The 539-nt window shown below is 36.5% G+C and carries 1 protein-coding gene; it reads right to left on the bottom strand.

The window, feature by feature from the left end; all coding sequences use genetic code 11:
• Positions 1–194: 194 nt before the first annotated feature.
• The gene (locus R7Q09_RS27875) at positions 195–413 is read right to left on the bottom strand and encodes a hypothetical protein (protein WP_005499106.1); all 219 of its coding nucleotides are present in this window, start codon (positions 411–413) and stop codon (positions 195–197) included.
• Positions 414–539: the final 126 nt, after the last annotated feature.

The following is a 539-nucleotide window of genomic DNA, read 5'->3' as shown; positions in this document are numbered from 1 at the left end:
TATTGTTGATATCGAGTAAGGCGAATAGGTCCATGGTGATGTCCTTTATTATTTTGTTTGGAATACGCCCATATTAGGGTGCAGCAACAAACAAAAAGGAGGACATTTGTCCTCCTCTTGATGCACTCGATCATAAATCAGATCATTACTTACTTGAAAGCGCCTATTTATCTCAATTATTCATTCCAAATGAACTAGGACTCGTGTCCTAGGTAGCGCTTTTTGAACGTCGATGCTGACGCGAACAGTAAAGTCGAAGCAAATGTAAACACCACGCCAGCCAAGTATACATACTCTTCATTCGCAAGTAGCTCATAAACACTCACGACAAACACCGTTAATACTAGTGAAATATTGAAACGGTGAAACCACGGCCTCTTTACTGAATACTGTGCATATCTCTTAACTAACATAAAGATTTTCCATTCATCTCAATAATTTATAAATCTAATTATAGGCTTTATTAATAATAAGCTTTTTAAGCACTATCGACACGAAATCTTTCGAGTTACTCGCAAAAAATCACACTTTTCAAATGT

The sequence above is a fragment of the Vibrio sp. 2130-1 genome (genome assembly GCF_033339515.1).
The sequence above is the reverse complement of the archived record's forward strand: the minus strand, read 5'-3'. Positions and strand labels throughout refer to the sequence as shown.